We start from the raw sequence: 17727 nt of genomic DNA on the forward strand, positions 1-17727 counted from the left end.
TTAAAATTTGAAATGAAGAAAATCTACTATCAAACAGTTACTTTAGCATTCTGTTGTTTTTTTATATCGCTGTCTCTATTCGCACAAGAAGATAAAGAGAAAACAAACCTACTCTTTATCATGACAGATCAACAACGATTCGATGCATTAGGTAAAGCCGGGAAATTTGATTTCTTAAAAACACCAACTCTCGATAAACTTGCGGACGAAGGTGCTTATTTTACAAATGCCTACACACCATGTTCTGTATGCGGACCCGCTAGAACGGTAATTCTTACTGGTCAAACCGTAGAGAATAACGGTGTAAGAAGAAATGATGATGCATATACTAACCCTAATGAGGGGAACTATTGTGATTTACCTTCTTTCGATCAAGTACTTATTGATAATGGTTATTATGGAGAATATATTGGTAAGTATCACTCTCCAATTCACTTATCAGAAGGATATTCAGAATTTAAATATTCCACCAACACTCAAAATGTTTATACTCTTCAGGATAAAAAGGAGTACAATGATTTGCTTAAGCAATATGCTAATGATCATGGAATAAAAATCAACGAAGATGATTTGATGAGTAGTTTCTTTAAAAACTTCTATACCCCTGACCCAATTGATTCAAGATATAAAAAAGGTGAAGATTATCTAAGACCTGATTTAAATGGAAATCCGATGCCTAAAACTCAACCGGATGAACATGGTAAGCTAAATTTACCTCAAGAAATGAGTTTAACTTATCACCAAACTCAGAAAGTTAAAGAGGCATTGGCTAGAGCGTCAAAACAAGAGAAACCTTTTAATATTACCATTTCTTATTTCTTTCCACATGCTCCGATGTTACCAACTGATCCTTGGTACCAAATGTACCCTCTTGAAGACATGCCTATATCGGAAAGTATCAACGACAACATGGAAAACTCTCCGTATATCAAATCAAATAAGAGATTGAATATGCCTGAGTATTCCGATCCAGAAATGGTTAAATATATGATGTCGAACTACTTTGGTCTGATTACAGAAGTGGATTATTTCATTAATGAAATCCTAAAAGACTTAGAAGAATATGGTATGGATGAAAACACATTAATTATTTTCACTAGTGATCATGGGGAGATGTTGGGAAGCCATGGTATGAGGGAGAAAAATGTGTTTTATGAAGAGTCTGCTCATATTCCACTAATTATTTGGTATCCAAATAAGATAAAACCTACAAAAATTGATAGCCCTGTTTCTTTAATTGATCTCTATCCAACGATCATGGATTACTTAAAAGTGGATGATGAACTAAGAGATGGTGCATCTCTTAAGGATGTCATCGAGGAAAAAGAAAAAAGAACATATGCTGTAACAGAATGGGATTACCATGGTGATACACAACCAAATTATATGGTAATTACCGACGACGGTTGGAAATTGATCACTTCATATGCAGCAAACAAGCCTGAACTTAATGCTTTATACAATCTAAATGATGACCCACTAGAAATGAAAAACTTGTTGGGTACTAACCCGAATCGTTTTTCGTATAAATCACAAGTGGACAGGTTACAAGGATATCTAGTCGAATGGTTAGAAAATACAGGTTCTTCTAGAGCGAATATTATCAAAAATAAAGAAATACTATCTTCTAATTCGGCTACTTTTATTTCACAGTCTGTACCGCATACACTGTCATTAGATACTACATTAAACGTTCATATCTCTTTTCAAAATAATACAGGGCAGACTTGGAAGAAAGGTAATGAAATTCAGCTGAAAAACATGACTAATACCTATTGGACAGACCTTACTTCCATCCAATTAGAAGAAGACGTTGAACCATTGCAGGGGTATACCTTTACTTTAGAAATAACTACTCCAACTAAAAGTGGCGAATATGATTTCCAATGGAAGTTAACGAATAAAACATCGAATTGGAATGATGTTTTAACACCAAAAATGAAACTTTCGGTTGGTGAAAATACGATAGATGAAAATCAACTGACCTATAAAATGATGATGGGTTATCAAGGTTGGTTTTTGGCTAAAGAAGATAACTCTGGGTTCAATAAGTGGAAGCATTGGTTTACTTCAAATGAACTGAGCTCTGCCGATCATCTAGGTTTTGATTACTATCCAGACATGTCAGAGTATACAGATACTTATGAAGTGGACATGACTATGAAAAATGGAGAAAGTGCTACTTTATTTTCATCACATGATTTGAGTACTACCATGAAACATTTTGAGTGGATGAAAACATACGATATTTATGGTGTTTACCTTCAACGTTTTCTCAATCCATTGTCAGATCCCAAAATGTTTAAAGTAAGGAATGATATTTTAGAAAATGTAAAAGAGGCTTCTAAGACACATCAGAGACATTTCGCTGTAATGTACGATATTTCAGGAACGGCAGATGACGGTCAATTATTTGACAAGCTGATTGCCGATTGGGAATATATTGTGGACCAACACGAAATTTTAGAACAAGAATCATATGTACGACAAGAAGGAAAACCAGTCATCGGTATTTGGGGAATTGGTTTTAAAGATAGAGGCTTAAAAGTAGAAACCTTCCAGAAAATCATTGATTACTTCCATAAAGATGCAGATCCAAAATATCAGGCCTATATACTAGGTGGTGTTCCAGATGGTTGGAGAAACTTATCCCGTTCTTCAGCTCAAGAAGAAGGATGGGCAGATATTTATAGACAGTTAGATATGATTTCTCCTTGGTCAGTTGGACGTTATAATAATGACGCAAGTATAGACAAATGGAATACAGAGTATATTCAGCCAGATCTAACTGAATGTAACAAAGAAGAAATAGACTATATGCCTGTAGTGTGGCCAGGGTTCTCTTGGCTAAATATAAAGCAGGGTGAACTGAATCAAATTCCTAGAAATGGCGGTCAATTTTATTGGAAACAAGTATATAATGCTTTAAACTCTGGTAGTAGATTTTTATATGTTGCAATGTTTGATGAGGTAGATGAAGGTACTGCAATGTTTAAAATGGTGACCAATCGTGAGGACCTTCCTGTTGAAGCAAAAGACCGTATAGTTACTCTCGATATGGATGGTTATCCTTGTGAGAATGATTGGTATCTAAGGTTAGCAGGAGCTTCGCAAGATATGTTAGAAGGTAAAGTTGGACTTTCCGAAAATATCCCCATTTCATTTGCTTCTCCTTATTATCAAGCTGAATTTATTAGCCAAGATGTAAATTCGACAATTCAAATTGGGAAAAGTAATGCTATACAAGTCAAGATGAAAAATACTGGAACTACTACTTGGACCTCTGGAGAAGTACACCTTGGCAATGTCGGAGATCATTTCTGGACAGAGAATAAGGTATATCTTAAAGAAGGAGAAGTTGTTGCTCCCAATCAGGTTCAAAGCTTTGAGTTCGACTTAGAAGTTTCAGAAGGAATAAAAGAAGGAGAGGCTAATTTTCAATGGCAAATGTACCAAAGTGATTCTGCTTTTGGTGATTTAAGTGAAAATATCATTGTGAATTTACAACACAGTGACCTTCTAAGTATTGATGAGGACCATACTATTCATTTGAACGCGTACCCTAATCCTACCAATGGTAATGTACTCTATATTGAGCACAATATTACCTCATCAGAAAAACAACTTCCGATAGCTATATATAATACCCAAGGCAAGTTGCTTTATCATTCAAGTATAGCCAATACTTCTAAGATTACACTTCCAATTCCTTCAACTCTACCGCATGGTATGTATCTTTTAAGAATTAAAGGGTTAATTATTAGATTCGTTTATTCATAATTGATAGTAAGGTGCTTTATATAGCATAGAATACAAAAGAGAAGATCAAGTTTTACCTATGATCTTCTCTTTTTTTTATACTATTCCTAAATATACACCACTTATAGCTGGCTTCTTTTTAAAAGTATATTTTAATTCTTGATTAACTTTCTTTGGATAAAGTCACCATTACCATGTTTTACATAAAGAAAATATATCCCTTTCTTTAATTCACTTAGGTTTAGAGTCATTGAATTTTCTCCTACCCCAAAGCTTTCAATTTGTTTTCTACCTAGCTGATCACAAATTTGGATACTATATATTGCACCTGATGAAATAATATTCACTTGATCTCTAACAGGGTTTGGATATACCTTCACAGAAGCATTAATATTATTGACAAATACCTGAATTGGGGAAATAATACTGTATAATCCATCAAGATCATATTGAAGTAAACGGTAAAAAGAAGCCATATTTAGACTAGGTGCTTCGTCTATGAATAAATAACTATTTGTTACTAATGAGTTCCCTTGACCTTTCTTTTTTCCTAGCGTTTTCCACTGGCGACCATCTGTAGAGCTCTGAACTTCGAAGTAGTCATTATTTAATTCACTTGCTGTAGTCCAATTTAATTCTACTGTATTCGAAGTAGTTTTTGCTGTAAAACTAACTAACTCTACAGGCAAATCACTTCCAGTGGCTAAAACCGTAGAAACATTAACTTGTACTGGAGCAGGCATACTAGAACAAATACCGTCCAAAATCACCAGCTGCCAAGTGCCATTTTTGTCACTTACCAACTCCGTTGTCCAAACAGGGTCTGTATTCATAAGCATTTGACTACCATTAGGTTCAATCCAGTAATAATCATTTGACAAGCCCTCTTTTGGCATAAGTTTAAGTTCCTGTTTTTCCGTCACTTCAATATCATTACCTTCTTGGTTGTGATCACTGTTAATAGAATAGTTTACGGTAGAAAATTTATCTTCAAATAGATCTGGTGCTATTAATTCTATTGTAATCGGATTAAGTCTTCCAAAATCTGGTGTAAAAATCATATCTCCATAATCTTCATCCTTTGTGATTTGAAAATCGAAGCTGATTTTTTTACTATTTAGTGTATTGGTTTCACCATTAGGATATTGGATATCAAAGGCTAGTGGTGAATCATACAAGAACGGACTTGTAGAAGAAAGGATATCTTTCATTCCCCATTTATGGGCTAAATACCCTTCAATAATTATCTGTTCTTCATCAGAAATTTTTCTATCAAAAATGATTACCTCAGCAATCATCCCTTTATGATGTCTCGTTTGGCTATTATAACCAAATTGGCCCAATGTAAGGTCATTATCATTTGTCAAAACAGCGTCTTCTGGAAGAGTCAATTCAAAATCTAAATCTCCATTATGAAAAGTCTCTACCAATTGGTCGTCTCTTCTTATCATATTAACCGCAGTTAATGGTATACCATGAGCTGACCCTGAACCATTTTGGTCGTCGCAAGAAATAGACACTTTTCCTGTTGTTGAAACCCTAAAAAACATCCCATCTTCACTTAAACCATTTTTATTGGCGATGGTATTTGTTTGGGCAGTTACAGGATCTAATTGATGTACAATAAATAAGGTAAAATCATCATCCAGAATATTTGTCTTATCCTGTTCCAGTAACCTTAATGCCGAACTATTACTTTCTCCAAAGACTAATGCTGGCATTCCATTAAATCCGTCACTGGTAAATGTAGGTGCGTAATCCTCATTGGATGTAATCGCATCATAACCATTGCCAGAAACGTCTGCCCAAGTGGTCACTTTATCATTATCTTCGTATTCTTCACTACTCGCCAATTCATATGCATCCAACCAGACCATAGGGTCAATATCTAAACCTAACTTTACAGAGATATTATCGTCCATACAGGCTACAATCGCTTCAGTATCTTGCCATGTCCCATCATTTAACTTCATCAGAAATTTAAGGTCTGTAGGTATCCCAATTGTATCTATAGCAACATTGGTATCATAACAGCTATCATCCAAGTTTACTTGGCAGGTCACCTCATCCCCAGGTTCAAGTGCCCCTGTAGATAATTTATTTTCAGTAACATCTGATACTACACCATTAATTGTCCATTCGTAAGTTGGGTTTTCTCCTGGAGAACTAATAATAGCTTCTATATATTCTAAATCTCTGTATAAATTGGCATTATCATTAAATTTAAGATTTACTTTTGGAGTAATATCAAACGACCAATCAATATTAGGCCACGCCTCATCACTCCAGGTAATAAGTTCATTAATCACCTCACAATCGAGACCAAAATCTATCGCCTGTTCGATAACCCAATACATATGGTCTGCCCAAAGTGGTTCAAAATCATCACCATCTGTATTCTGATCTGAAACACTAGAAGTGGTCACATCTATCACTGAAGACTTACTAACAGGGTCTAGAAAATTAGATGCCGATAATCCCGATGACCATCTCGTCCAATCGTCAATTTCATGTTTTCTAACTGCTTTAATAAATTCTCGACATTGTGCTTCTAACACCAATTTGGTCATTCCAGGTTGAATTTTATCCAATAAACTTGGCCAATATCCTGGTTCAAAACCATGTAATTTTGTTGCTAATCCTTCTCCTTCTTTACCAAAAAAATACCAAGGGCCTTGTACTCTGATTCTAAAACCCATACCATCATTTGTCGTTAAATCACCAGACCATGTTTTGGTCTTATACATTGTACTCAACGAATGATAGTATCGTAATGGTTGGTACAGACCTGAATACCTAGAACTTTTTAATATATAAGCTGGCTGATAATTATAATCCACAGGGCCATTCCACCATTGGTACCCTTCTCCTCCGGCTAAAATGGTTTGAAGTTGGTACCAAAGTGAAGATTCAAATGTACCTAAAGCATCTGACTGACCATCAAATGATAAACAATTATCATCCTGACAACCTGTAAAATGAGGTGGTACTTCAAAAACATGCATTGATAAACCATGAAACCATTGGCGATTTGTTGGGTGGTCTTGCTCATGGTCAGGAATATAATCCAAAGCTTGATCCTGAAGATTAAATTCTTGCATAATCTCAAAGTTCTTTACTGCCATTAGTCTAGCCAAACTGGTATTGGCAAACTCTAGAGGTACATCATCTGCTAAAGCCTCTAAACCTCTACCAGACCTTGCTCTCCAATGTTGTTTATCAGAACTACCTTGTGCTAAAAACCACCTGAAATTATATCTAAATTCTTCGTGTGCTTCTCTAAATTCAGCCAACATGGTTGGATCTGCAGCCACTTGTACCATATCAACAGTTACACCATCACTCTTTTTTGGTAGACTTTCAAGCTCTTCTCTGATTATCTCGATCCCTTTTTCAGGGTTTAGTTTACTGTTTTCTGGATTTGTCCAAGACACTCTATCATTATAAGTCTCTTCGTAAATACCATCCTTTGTAAATGCATCTTTTGGATGAATCATAGGAAGCCAATGTTTCCAATCTGGAAACTGTAAAGGCATGGGTATGATTGTTCTGTCCTCACCTCCATCTTGATTAAAAAGGTTCGCTACAGATTCCTCATTGACACCGCCTGGAAATAAATAAGGAAGTAAGTCTTCGTCTTTCTCCAGTACTGCATCAAGACCTGCTCCAGCTGCCCAGTAGTCGATTGATTTCCCTTCTAACTCTGGACCCGGTTGATATGGAGGGTTCCATGGTCTTCCATGACGGTTTACATTATCATGAGTATCTTTTAATGAACGAATATAAGAGGCTATTTTTCTACCTTCGTCTTCTGTAAGTTGGTGAAATTTAGCTCTTTCGATAATTGATTTATTGGAGTAAGAAAATAACTCTAGGTCTCTGCCATCTTGGGTATGACAATCAGAACATTTTGCCTGAATGTTTACATTGGAAACTATTTCATGATTATACCAAAATCCATTATCTCCATCCGCTAAATAATTTGACCATAAATCTCCATTTCTCCACAAGTCCTCTCCTTCGTTAATCGATGTATTATCTGTATATGGTCCTATCCATAGATCAGGATCTTCTTCATAAAAAAACGTATCTGGAAGAATATTTTCATCATATTCATCTAATAGGTTAAAACGAACAACTCTAAAGCCATTTGAAATTCCATCAGAGTCATTAAACCTAAAATAAACCGTATTTTCACCTTCAATAAAATCATCAGAGTTATAACTCAATCTTATTGTATTATATCCTCCATGAGCCATTCCTCCTCTATTTTCTTCTTGTATTGGTATATCTACAGACTCATGGTTTAAGTTGTACCACTCTCCTTCATTGACCTTAACTGATGCTTTATTTTCATAACTCAAGTTATTTATTTGCATCCATATTTTTTTTGTAGCATTTGCCTCCTCCTCAGTAAGTGTCAGAGTTCTTGGTTCAATGACACCCTCTTCTCCTAATACCTCTACAGGAAGCATAAATTTCAACCAGTTATCTCTCATCTTACTACATTCATAGAAAAACTCTTCATCGGATAACACTTGGTTAAATACTTTCACTTCTCCCACCATTCCGTCTAAATAATTTGAACCATTCGAAGTGGAACCAATACGAAATTTAAAATAATTGAAATTTGCTTTAGGAACATTTATGGTATGAGTTAAAGCATTCTGAGAGTCCCAAAATGTAAAATCGCCTGTACTTGCATTATAATTACAAGCCATTACTATAGAATGATCTTGGGTTGTTTTAGCTCCTGGTACTGAAAGTGATTGCCCTCCTAAATAAAACTGATATTGTCCATCAGAAAGGTGTTTCATTCCAAACCCAGAGTTAGATGTTGCCGATGTATTTCCAACAATATCGCCTCTATTCCCTTGAAAATTATCTATTTGAAAAGCTATTAATACACTGAAACCTGTATTACTTGCGGCATCTCCTGTAAAATCGAAGATAGAAGCTGCATCAGCTTGGTTCATTAGTAGTAGACTGTTTCGGGATGTTCCCATATCTACCCCATTAATACCAGAAAATGAAGTGGATGATGAAGGGTATTCAACGGTTCCCAAATCAGAAGTGGCATGATGGTTATTTCCGGAAATATCGTTCCAACTCAATACCTTACCGTCACTATTGGTAGTGATATTAGAAGGATCATAAGCAGATAGATGTATATAAGGTTCCTGTGCATAAGTATCAAATATAATGCAGAGGAAAACGGGTAACATTATTTTTGGTAGAAAGTGCCCGAGAGTGGTAAAAATTCTTTTCATACTTTGTGCAGTTCTTGATGTATCGCTGGTAATAATTCATTCATAATGATTGTAATCCTAAAGTATGCTTTGATTATTAATGGCATATTAATCAGACATTAAAGCAATTAATAGAAACTTAACAGGAACTACTTTTCATAGCAAAAAGAGTATAAAAATGGGTAAAATGGGCTGTTTTTATCCTTTTCTTGGTCTAGTATTGACTAATTTTTTTTCGTTGATTTCTCAATTACACTTAACCATTGAGTATTATACTATTTTAAGTATTCTTTACAACTAAGGGTAAAACAAAAAAATACCTCTAAAAAATTAATTAAAGAGGTATTAATTAGAACTGTTAAATTGGATGAACTAGAGCCATTTCTAATTTTCACTTAACATTATCATCAACAAATATTTAAACTCTCCATCAATATCTTCTATAGTAAATGGATATTGATGGAAAGTTCTATAATTATTTTCCTTCGACTTCAATAAGTGCCGCTTCTTTGATCTTCTTTTGATAGATTGATCTCATTTCTTTGAGCACTTCAGAATATAATGGATCATAAATAAGATTTTTATATTCCTTCGGGTCTTTTTTATAATCATAAAGTTCTGATACTTTCTCATCTTCTCCCCACTGCGTATATCTGTAACGATCTGTTCGTACTGATTTACCTGTTAATTCTCCTCTTCTTGCATAAGTCAGAGCCACTTTTTCGAAGTTTTTATCTTTTGTGTTTTTCAGTAATGGTGCAAGGCTTTTTCCTTGAACAGTTTCTGGAGTTGATAGACCTACTAAATCTGTTACAGTAGGGAAAACATCCAATAACTCCACTGTTTTGCTTACTTCTTCACCATTATTCTTATTACCTGGTACTCTTATTATAAGCGGTGATTTAGCACTTTCTTCATACAACGATACTTTACCATAAAGAAAATGATTACCCATATGGTATCCATGATCACTGAAGAAAACGATAATCGTGTCTTCGTATAAGTTTTTCTCCTTCAGTTTAGAAATTAATTGACCTAATAAATCGTCGATGTAAGTAATACAAGCATAGTATCCTTGCATATACCTTTTTCTAGCATCCATCTGAGATAATCCAAAATATACATCCTCAAATGCTTCATACCTTTTCCAATTGGCAATCAATGGTTTTTCATTCCAATCATCAAAAGGAACTTTCTCTGGTTTAATATCTTCTAAAGGATACATATCAAAGAAACGTTGAGGAGCAGTATACTGAACGTGGGGTTTATGAAACCCATAAGCAATAAAGAAAGGCTTATCACCATATGCTGCATTATCGATCCACTCATTAAAAGTAGTTACATTTAAATCGTCTTCTAAAGGCACACCATCCTTTATCGGTAAAGGAAGAGCATGTTCTCCCTGACGGTCATCATTTTTATATTGAGCCCTTAACACTTCCCAAGCTTTTTGCTTTTCTGGTGTATCAATTGGACCATATTGTGCTTCAAATTTCCCTTTTAAATGAAGAACTAAATCATTATCCTTCATTTTTAATTTTCGAGTAGCATCCCATTTAAAATCTTCTGATCTTGGGTGATACACTTTACCTGTATTGGCTACCCAATAATCATTGTCCTTAAATACTTTACCAATACTTACAGCATCAGGTCTTGTATCTATTACATGTGGACCGTTAGTGAAAATCTTAGTTTGGTCAGGGTACATACCTGTTAAAAAAGATGCTCTTGATGGGCCACATACTGGATACTGACAAAACGCTTGTCTAAATAATACACCATCACCTGCCAGTTTATCTATATTTGGCGTCATTACATCTTTATAACCAAAAAGTGGTATATGAGTATTTAAATCATCTACTGTAATGAATAATACATTTGGCTTTTTCTTATTCTTTGGTTTTTTATCACCATATGCCAATGCTGTAGAGAATAGTGCTATTAGTAATATTAATCTTTTCATTGTTGAGTTTTTCAAAATCTTTAATGTAAGTCACTTGTTGGTGTATGAAATGAATAGATACTTTCTGAAAAAAGTTTTCAAATACAGCGTTCTTGTTGGGGATACCTTCAACGCTTTTCAAAATTCATTTCATACTATTTAAGCTTGATTAAATTCTTCCTTTACTATTTGATCACTACAATTTTAATAGAGACCAATTAATGTAGGTATCAACGGTGGATTAATAGATTCTTAATTTAGAGATACATATAAAAAATACACAAACAACACAATCGTAAATCACTGTATTACTGTTATTTAACATAAATCGAAATCATACATAAAAATACCTAGAAAGGATTCGATAATCTTGCATTATACACCAACGAAAGTTTATGTAAGAGTAAGGTTTAATACATAAAAGCAAAAAATTAAGACTTTTCTAATGCAATCATCCACAAAATAATTACTTAAAAAGGTCTTTTTTGAAGTGGAGGTTTTTTAATGATATGCTTTTATTCGTTCCCCCCATGAATGAGTCAAAAAACAAAAAAGCTTTAAGTATTACTTAAAGCTTTTCTTTTAGATTTCATCATAAATACAACTTGAATTGGTCTGTTTATCCAGCTTTTCACTTCGCTTCTTTTTAATATTTTAAAACAAGGAGCATCTCCAACATGGATATACCAAATAGTTGAAATCCTGTTTATTCTGATTTAGGATCAATACCTAAACGTTGATATACTTTACCTCCTCTTCCAAGGTGTTGTCCTATACCAAAATAACCACTCCCTTGCCCTGTCATGACAGGTCTTAATTTATAGATATCGACTAAATTCTTATTGTCTGCTTTTAATATTGCCGTGTCTACTTTAACGTCCATAATTTCTCCAACAAAATGAGTGTGTTTTCCTAAGTTTGTTATTTCTACTACTTTACATTCCAATACAACAGGAAACTCATGAACATAAGGAGCATCGACTAGTTTCGATCTAACGGGAGTTAAAGACAATTCTTCAAACTTATTCATTTCTTTACCCGTATAATGTCCAACCCAATCGACGTAAGAAATGAGTTTTTCGTTTGCTATATTAACAGTAAACGATTTTGTTCTCATCACATTTTTATAGGTGTAGGTAGCAGGTCGTAAAGAAACACCTATGCTTAATGGCTTTGAGTTAACAATACCAACCCAAGATGCGGCCATAACGTTGGGAGTTCCACTACTATCATATGAACCAATAATCCCAATGGGCATAGGAAAAAGAAAAGGTCTTTTACCCACTGATTTCTTTACATGTAGAGAATCCATAACAGCTTCTGATGTAATTAAATCATTAGCAATTTTCTTCTCTTTACTTTCATCGTAATTAAACTTAATAATTACACCAATCAGTATTAATACTAATACAATATTTAATAGTTCACTAAGTTTCATAATACTTTATATTCTTTAGTATCTCTAGAGTTTTTCTTTTTAAAATTATCGATCACAAAACCTGTTGGGCATACTTTACACCACGGCTTTGAGTAGAATAATGAAAGGCCAATAAATAAAGCACCGAAACCTAACATCCAACCAGATACAACTCGTACAGAAAATGAGGGAAAGGGTTCAACATAGGATAATTCGGGATAATAGCCAATGAGTATACTACCAATGAGGAGTATAGAAACCACCGTTTGTAAGGGTAGGCTTCTTACTTTAAGCCAATTCATATTTCTCTTTTGAAAGGGAGAAACTTTTCCTGCTAACTCTTGAGCCGCTCCAAAAGGACACATATAATGACAATAGAATTGTTTTTTCGTTGTTAACGGTAATACCAATGACAAGACGATCAATACTAATGAAATAAAATTTGAACTTATAGAGATACCATGAATCACCCAACCATGTAATAATGATATTGAGATCATCTTTTGATACATAAAACCAAGAACTATTACTACCATGACCAATAATGTCGTACGGTAACTTTTCATTGGTTTATAATAACACACAATCAGCCCAAAGATGATCGTAGCCATTGATAAGACAAATTGAGTGATTTCTAACCAAGACATCTCTTTTTTATGGAGTTTTTTACCAGTCAATTCAGATAGAGTTACCTGCACTGTTTCTATGATTCCATCACTGGTTTCTGTTGCTGAAGTTATGCCATCTACATCCAGATACATTGCTCTGTCAAAAGGCAAACCGTTCCAGGAATCTAATAATTTATCATCAACGATATACTCCATATATTCGTCAGATTCATTGTGCTGTAACAATGTCATTCTATGAATGATAGAATCATTATTGTAACTAATCAACAATGGAACTTCTCCTGCAAACCCTTTTACATCACTAGCATAACTATGTGTAGAAAGTGCATATCCGATGATATCTTTATGTTTATTGTAAATGATAAGCTTACCCTCATTTTCACTGGTAAAATACCTTGCATCAGCATACAAATTCGTTACATCTTGCATACTGATTGTGATTTCTTTTTTAGGAGTATTGTCCAATAATTCAGAAATATTCCAACCTCCTGAAAAACCTACCGCTACAACTAATAGCATAATCAATGTCACTCTATAGATGTTATAAACTTTCAGGGTTGGTTTCTTTTTCTTTGCAGTAATCTTTTTACGACTGCTTTTATTCGCAACCCTTTTTGGTACTTTCTTTACTTCTACTTTATTCATCATTTATTGTTTTCCAAAATCAAGTCAAATAGCTAATAGTTGAATTAAAAAAGTACATTCACTATAGAATAATGAATGTACCTGACTACATTTTTCAATTACTGTTTGATTTCGTCACACGTTATAACTTTATTACTATGAAAGTTATATATATACTTATTTTTCTTACTATATAATTGATATACTTAGCTTTAGCATCGTACTTTAGGTGAACATATTTTATTAACGTATTGACGTTGCCTGTTTAATTTTTCTACTTGCCTGTCCAATTATCTTTAAGTAATGGTCAGAAGGTAACCCTTCGTAATCAGCAAATACACCATTTACTGGAGGCTTATTGGTTACTTTCATGATTGCTGTTCCTTCATCTATTTCATCAAACATTGCTACATATAACATCTCAGATCCTTTATTGATCGTTATATCTATTTGTTTGTTCAGAAATTCTCCTTTTAACCTTGGAATAGCATTTAATGATGCATTTATACCATAGCCTCTATCCCCTTTCACATTTTGAAGGTTATACCAACTAAAACCTGGATAAATGGTAGGTACATAATCTACTCCCATTTGCTTACACCATGCGATATCTTTTGAAACCTGTTCTTTATAGACATCATTTTGTAGATGTTTCATTTTAAAACGACCAACAAACCATGGCTGAACAATGTCTACCTTTTTAATAACATCATGTAGAGCAGGATCAGGAAGACAATCTCCTTCTAGGCTTCTAAATTTAGTAGGTACACCCAGCATTACTGAGAAACCACCATATTTAGGATCATTTTTTAAGAAATTGATAAATCTTTCAATCTCACTACTTTGTATTGAGTATTTTCTATCTACAAAACCAACCCCCCAAATAGAAACCAAAGGTTTTCCATTATGATGTAAGTAGTTCTTTTTATTTTTCCCTTTATTAAAGTGGAATTCACCAATTAAAGATTTCCAATCAGCTACTAACGTTTCATAACAGCTTTCTTCTTTCTTTAATCCCGAAAGGTCATACATCACAGCTATTGCTCTGTCATATTTGTTGGCTGCATCAAAAGCATTAGAAAGAATTTGTGTTATTTCTTTCCTTTTCTCTTTATGATTAGTGTTTTGGTAAAAACGTTGCATAAATACACCATCAATACCATACTCTTTCATCCACTTAAAATGTAAGTCTACTGTTGAAGCATCTAATGAACTAAATACTTTAGCTTTAGAACCATCTTCATTTTTAAACTTAGTAGAGTATTGCTTTTTATATTCCCTCATATCTGGCCACATATCGATGGTGATTTGATCAGGCCCAAATTTATTGCCTCGACCAAAGTGCCCCCAGCCCTGATGTCCACCATCGCCAGGGGCTCTAAACCATCCTTGATAACCACACATCACAAGACCCTTGTAAGAAGGGTAGTTTAATTTCTCTTTTTTCTCCTTATTAAAACTGAATAATAATGTAAGACAAGTAATACTTATTATTAGAATAGAAGAGAGTTTATATAATTTCATTTCATCTATAATTTATATACAAAATATGTTTCTGTAGAAATAGATGTTTATTTTTCATTTCTATGCTTACAAACTTAGGCTAGATAACAAATGATAAATTAATCAATACTTAATTAAATTTTTTTGTAAGACAAAACAGTACAAAAAACTACCGTAATCGGCGAAAAAAAAAATTACAGGTACAAGAGCAAATACTTGATTAATCACTTAATAAGGTATTAATGTGGTTTTAATAAGTAACAAACTCGCTTTTTTAGCTAAAATCAACACCAAAATTCATCTACCCTCTATATGCTTCTCAAAAAACTTAAGATTGAATTTAAAATAACAGAAAATTGTAAAATTTGGGTGTTTTGTCTTTCAAATCTACCTTTTTCCACGGATAAAAGAATACTGATTTCCTCAAGAATTGATGAAAAGTAGTTTCATAGATAGAACGCTAATAACATAAAAACAAAGGAAACAAGCAGCAATTAACACTGAATAACAACGACTTACATTTCATTATTAATTCATTATATGATAATTAATCTTCAATTAATACCAAGAAATAACTTTGAGATGTAATATTTAACAATGATGACATGAAAAGAATTATAACTGTACTTGCACTCTTATTTGTTTCTGCAAATGTTTTTTGTGCTAATCCGCCTAAGAAAAGTAAGAAGACTAACCTCTTATTTATTGTTACTGATCAACAACAGTATAAAGCTCTTGGCTTAGCGGGTAATAAAGTATTAAAAACTCCAAACCTTGATAGGTTAGGAGAAAGTGGTGCTTACTTTGTTAATGCATATTCTTCATGTGCAGTATGTGGTCCTGCTCGATCTTCCATCTTAACGGGTAGAACAGTAGAAAATACTGGGGTAAATACCAATGACAAAACCTATTTTTATACTAAAGAAAAGGTGATGCAATACCCTACGTTTGATGAGATCTTAAAGGCCAATGGTTATACTTGTGAATATTATGGCAAGTGGCATGCTATGTCAAACAAGGCAAAAATATATAGCAACCCTGAAAAGTATGCTAAAAATGGAAAGTACGCTTTTGATCATGGAGGACAAAGTTTCTTTTACCAAGATTGGTTAAAAGCAAGTCTAAAGAAAAGAGCTTTAGAAAATGGAGAACATCTAGATAAATTTACTAAAAGACCCTATACTCCCGATCCAATAGATACATTCTTTGGTCAGGAATATAAAGATATCAAGCATATCAAGAAGTCTCAGCCAAACTTTCATGGACGATTAAATATTCCAAAAGAATATACAATGACTGCCTTCCAAGCTCAACAAACTATAGATGCTTTGAAGAGGTTAAAAAATAAACCATTCAGTTTAACATGTTCTTTCCATTATCCTCATGCACCAATGATTGTTCCTGAACCTTTCTACAGCATGTACAAGCCAGAAGACATGACTCCTCCTGAAAGTATTAGTGACGATATGCTGAATTCACCATATATTAGAGCCAATGGTCGTAAGGCATTACCTGAATATTCAGACCCTGAAAAGATTAAATACATGATCTCAAATTACTATGGTCTTATTACTGAAGTGGATTATTGGATTGGTGAAATTATAGATACTGTAGATAAATTAGGTCTTACAGAAAATACTTTAATCGTATTCACAAGTGACCATGGTGAAATGTTGGGTGCACATGGCTTAAGAGAAAAGAATGTATTCTACGAAGAATCTGCTCATATTCCATTACTAATGAAATTACCTAACGTAATAGAAGAAAAATCTACAGTTGATGGTTATGTTTCACATATTGACATCTTCCCTACTATCTTGGATTATTTAGGTGTAAAAGCACCAGAAAGTGATGGTAAGAGTTTAAGAGACATGATTAACGGTGACGAACATGAGTACGGTGAGTATGTAGTAACAGAATGGAACTATAGAGGAGATGTTTCTCCTAACTATATGATCGTAAAAGATGGATGGAAACTTATGGTCCCTTATTCTGTTGAGTCAAAGGTTATCAATGTACTTTATAACTTAAATGAAGATCCACATGAAATGAATAACCTTTTAGGAACGAATCCTGAACAAGCAAAATATGCCGATAAAGCAGAGGAACTAAGAGCAACTCTCCTAGAATGGCTTCAAAAAAATAATTCACAGTTTTATGAGGGAGTTAAAAACAGAACTCTTGTAAAAAATATGTAAGCTATTCATCTCTATAAAGGATAGTTTTAAAGATAAATCTCATACTTCTCTTTTCATGTCAAACACTATTATTGGGCAAAACAATCTTTGTATTGTCTTTATAATAGTGGGTGATATGGAGTCAAAAAATAGAGTAGTTAAAATACTGACCTTTTGGTTTATGTAGTGAATTTCATGCCTTTACCCCTATTGTAGAAAAGCTTGCTACCAACGGGGATGGTTAAAAACTATACATATGTTTCTTCTTGAGGAATATACTTGAATTATAGAATTAACTCCCGTTGGTACATCTACTTGTTTATATCTACAAATATGAAGGGTATTAGAATGAACTACAAAAAAAGAAAATAATCAGATACATATAATTGTTATCACATTATTGAAATAATAAAAATGAATTGACAGA

The 17727-nt window shown here is 33.7% G+C and carries 7 protein-coding genes; 2 read left to right on the forward strand and 5 right to left on the reverse strand.

The window, feature by feature from the left end:
• The first annotated feature begins 12 nt into the window (after positions 1-12).
• Complete coding sequence (locus QL232_RS16500) at positions 13-3780, forward strand: sulfatase-like hydrolase/transferase (RefSeq protein WP_281614961.1); 3768 nt, start codon at positions 13-15, stop codon at positions 3778-3780.
• 131 nt (positions 3781-3911) lie between these two features.
• Here the strand turns inward: QL232_RS16500 and QL232_RS16505 are convergent, their stop codons facing one another.
• From QL232_RS16505 to QL232_RS16525, 5 genes are all read right to left on the reverse strand, one after another.
• Positions 3912-9029: a T9SS type A sorting domain-containing protein gene (locus QL232_RS16505; protein WP_281614962.1), complete on the reverse strand. Its 5118-nt coding sequence runs from the start codon at positions 9027-9029 to the stop codon at positions 3912-3914.
• 454 nt (positions 9030-9483) lie between these two features.
• Complete coding sequence (locus QL232_RS16510; RefSeq protein ID WP_281614963.1) at positions 9484-10971, reverse strand: sulfatase; 1488 nt, start codon at positions 10969-10971, stop codon at positions 9484-9486.
• A gap of 685 nt (positions 10972-11656) precedes the next feature.
• Positions 11657-12388 carry a flavin reductase family protein gene (locus QL232_RS16515; RefSeq protein ID WP_281614964.1) on the reverse strand — a complete coding sequence of 244 codons (732 nt, stop codon included), beginning with the start codon at positions 12386-12388 and terminating at the stop codon, positions 11657-11659.
• A complete protein-coding gene (locus QL232_RS16520) occupies positions 12385-13644 on the reverse strand; it encodes a 4Fe-4S binding protein (RefSeq protein ID WP_281614965.1) in 1260 nt (419 codons plus the stop codon). Before QL232_RS16520 ends, QL232_RS16515 begins: the two co-directional genes overlap by 4 nt.
• Positions 13645-13863: 219 nt before the next feature.
• Complete coding sequence (locus QL232_RS16525) at positions 13864-15144, reverse strand: glycoside hydrolase family 71/99-like protein (RefSeq protein ID WP_281614966.1); 1281 nt, start codon at positions 15142-15144, stop codon at positions 13864-13866.
• A gap of 584 nt (positions 15145-15728) precedes the next feature.
• On the opposite strand from QL232_RS16525, the gene QL232_RS16530 reads away from it, so the two are divergent.
• Positions 15729-17321, forward strand: coding sequence for a sulfatase-like hydrolase/transferase (locus tag QL232_RS16530; RefSeq protein WP_168884226.1), 1593 nt, complete (start codon positions 15729-15731; stop codon positions 17319-17321).
• Positions 17322-17727: the final 406 nt, after the last annotated feature.

Origin of the sequence: Flammeovirga sp. SubArs3 (assembly GCF_947387565.1) — a bacterium.
GTDB classification, from domain to species: domain Bacteria; phylum Bacteroidota; class Bacteroidia; order Cytophagales; family Flammeovirgaceae; genus Flammeovirga; species Flammeovirga agarivorans.

Excerpts from the sequence above, each read along its gene's own strand:
- QL232_RS16500 (WP_281614961.1), top strand. The coding sequence starts at position 13 with ATGAAGAAAATCTACTATCAAACAGTTACTTTAGCATTCTGTTGTTTT.
- QL232_RS16505 (WP_281614962.1), bottom strand. The coding sequence starts at position 9,029 with ATGAAAAGAATTTTTACCACTCTCGGGCACTTTCTACCAAAAATAATG.
- QL232_RS16510 (WP_281614963.1), bottom strand. The coding sequence starts at position 10,971 with ATGAAAAGATTAATATTACTAATAGCACTATTCTCTACAGCATTGGCA.
- QL232_RS16515 (WP_281614964.1), bottom strand. The coding sequence starts at position 12,388 with ATGAAACTTAGTGAACTATTAAATATTGTATTAGTATTAATACTGATT.
- QL232_RS16520 (WP_281614965.1), bottom strand. The coding sequence starts at position 13,644 with ATGATGAATAAAGTAGAAGTAAAGAAAGTACCAAAAAGGGTTGCGAAT.
- QL232_RS16525 (WP_281614966.1), bottom strand. The coding sequence starts at position 15,144 with ATGAAATTATATAAACTCTCTTCTATTCTAATAATAAGTATTACTTGT.
- QL232_RS16530 (WP_168884226.1), top strand. The coding sequence starts at position 15,729 with ATGAAAAGAATTATAACTGTACTTGCACTCTTATTTGTTTCTGCAAAT.